The 1317-nt window shown below is 67.5% G+C and carries 1 protein-coding gene; it reads right to left on the minus strand.

Annotated elements, in window-relative coordinates:
* Positions 1 to 1317 (minus strand): chaperonin GroEL (gene groL, locus AB4Y86_RS19045; protein ID WP_441403686.1); only part of this gene is annotated, 1317 nt, incomplete at both ends.

Genomic DNA, 1317 nt, shown 5'->3' on the forward strand with positions numbered 1-1317 from the left:
GGCCGGCTTCTCCACTACGAGGGTCTCGGTGGTGAGAACCAGCGCGGCGATGGAGGCCGCGTTGCGGAGGGCCGCACGCGTCACCTTGACGGGGTCAATGACCCCGGCAGCGATGAGGTCTTCGTACTCGCCGGTCTTGGCGTTGAAGCCTTGGTTGTTGGCCGATTCGGCCACCTTGGCAACGACGACGTAGCCGTCGAAGCCCGCGTTCTGGGCGATCCAGCGCAGCGGCTGGGTCAATGCCCGGCGGACGATGCCCACGGCAGCTGCCGCGTCGCCGTCGAGCGCCTCAACCGCGGGATCCTCATCGAGAGCCTTGAGGGCGTGGATGAGGGCGGAGCCGCCGCCGGCCACGATGCCCTCTTCGAGGGCGGCGCGGGTGGAGGACACTGCGTCCTCGATGCGGTGCTTCTTTTCCTTCAGCTCGACCTCGGTGGCGGCGCCGACCTTGATTACGCCGATGCCGCCGGCCAGCTTGGCCAGGCGTTCCTGCAGCTTTTCCTTGTCCCAGTCGGAGTCGGTGCGGGTCAGCTCCGCGCGCAGCTGGGCAACCCGGGCCGCGACGTCCTCGGCCGAACCGGCGCCGTCGACAATGGTGGTGTTGTCCTTCGTCACGGTGATCCGGCGGGCGGTGCCGAGGACCTCCAGGCCCACGGTGTCCAGGCTGAGGCCCAGTTCCGCTGAGACAACCTGCGCGCCTGTGAGGGTCGCGATGTCCTGGAGCATGGCCTTGCGACGGTCACCGAAGCCCGGGGCCTTGACGGCGACGACGTTCAGGGTGCCGCGGATGCGGTTGACGATCAGCGTGGAGAGAGCCTCGCCGTCGACGTCTTCGGCGATGATGAAGAGCGGTTTGGAGCTCTGCAGCGCCTTCTCCAGCAGCGGCAGGAATTCCTGGACCGAGGAGATCTTGCCCTGGTTGATCAGGATCAAGGCGTCCTCGAGGACTGCCTCCTGGCGTTCCGCGTCGGTGACGAAGTACGGGGACAGGTARCCCTTGTCGAACTGCATGCCCTCGGTGAGGACCAGTTCGGTCTGCGTGGTGGAGGATTCCTCGATGGTGATCACACCATCCTTGCCGACCTTGCCGAATGCCTCGGCCAGGAGCTCGCCGATCTCGTCGCTCTGCGCCGAGATAGCGGCCACGTTGGCGACCTGGTCGCCTTCGACCGGGCGGGCATTTTCGAGCAGGCGGGCGGCGATGGCCTCAACCGAGACCTCGATGCCGCGCTTGATCTGGCCCGGGGCCGCGCCGGCCGCAACGTTGCGCAGGCCTTCCTTGACCAGGGCCTGGGCGAGCACGGTGGCGGTGGTGGT

This window comes from Arthrobacter sp. 2YAF22_2 (genome assembly GCF_052114645.1).
Classification (GTDB): Bacteria; Actinomycetota; Actinomycetes; order Actinomycetales; family Micrococcaceae; genus Arthrobacter.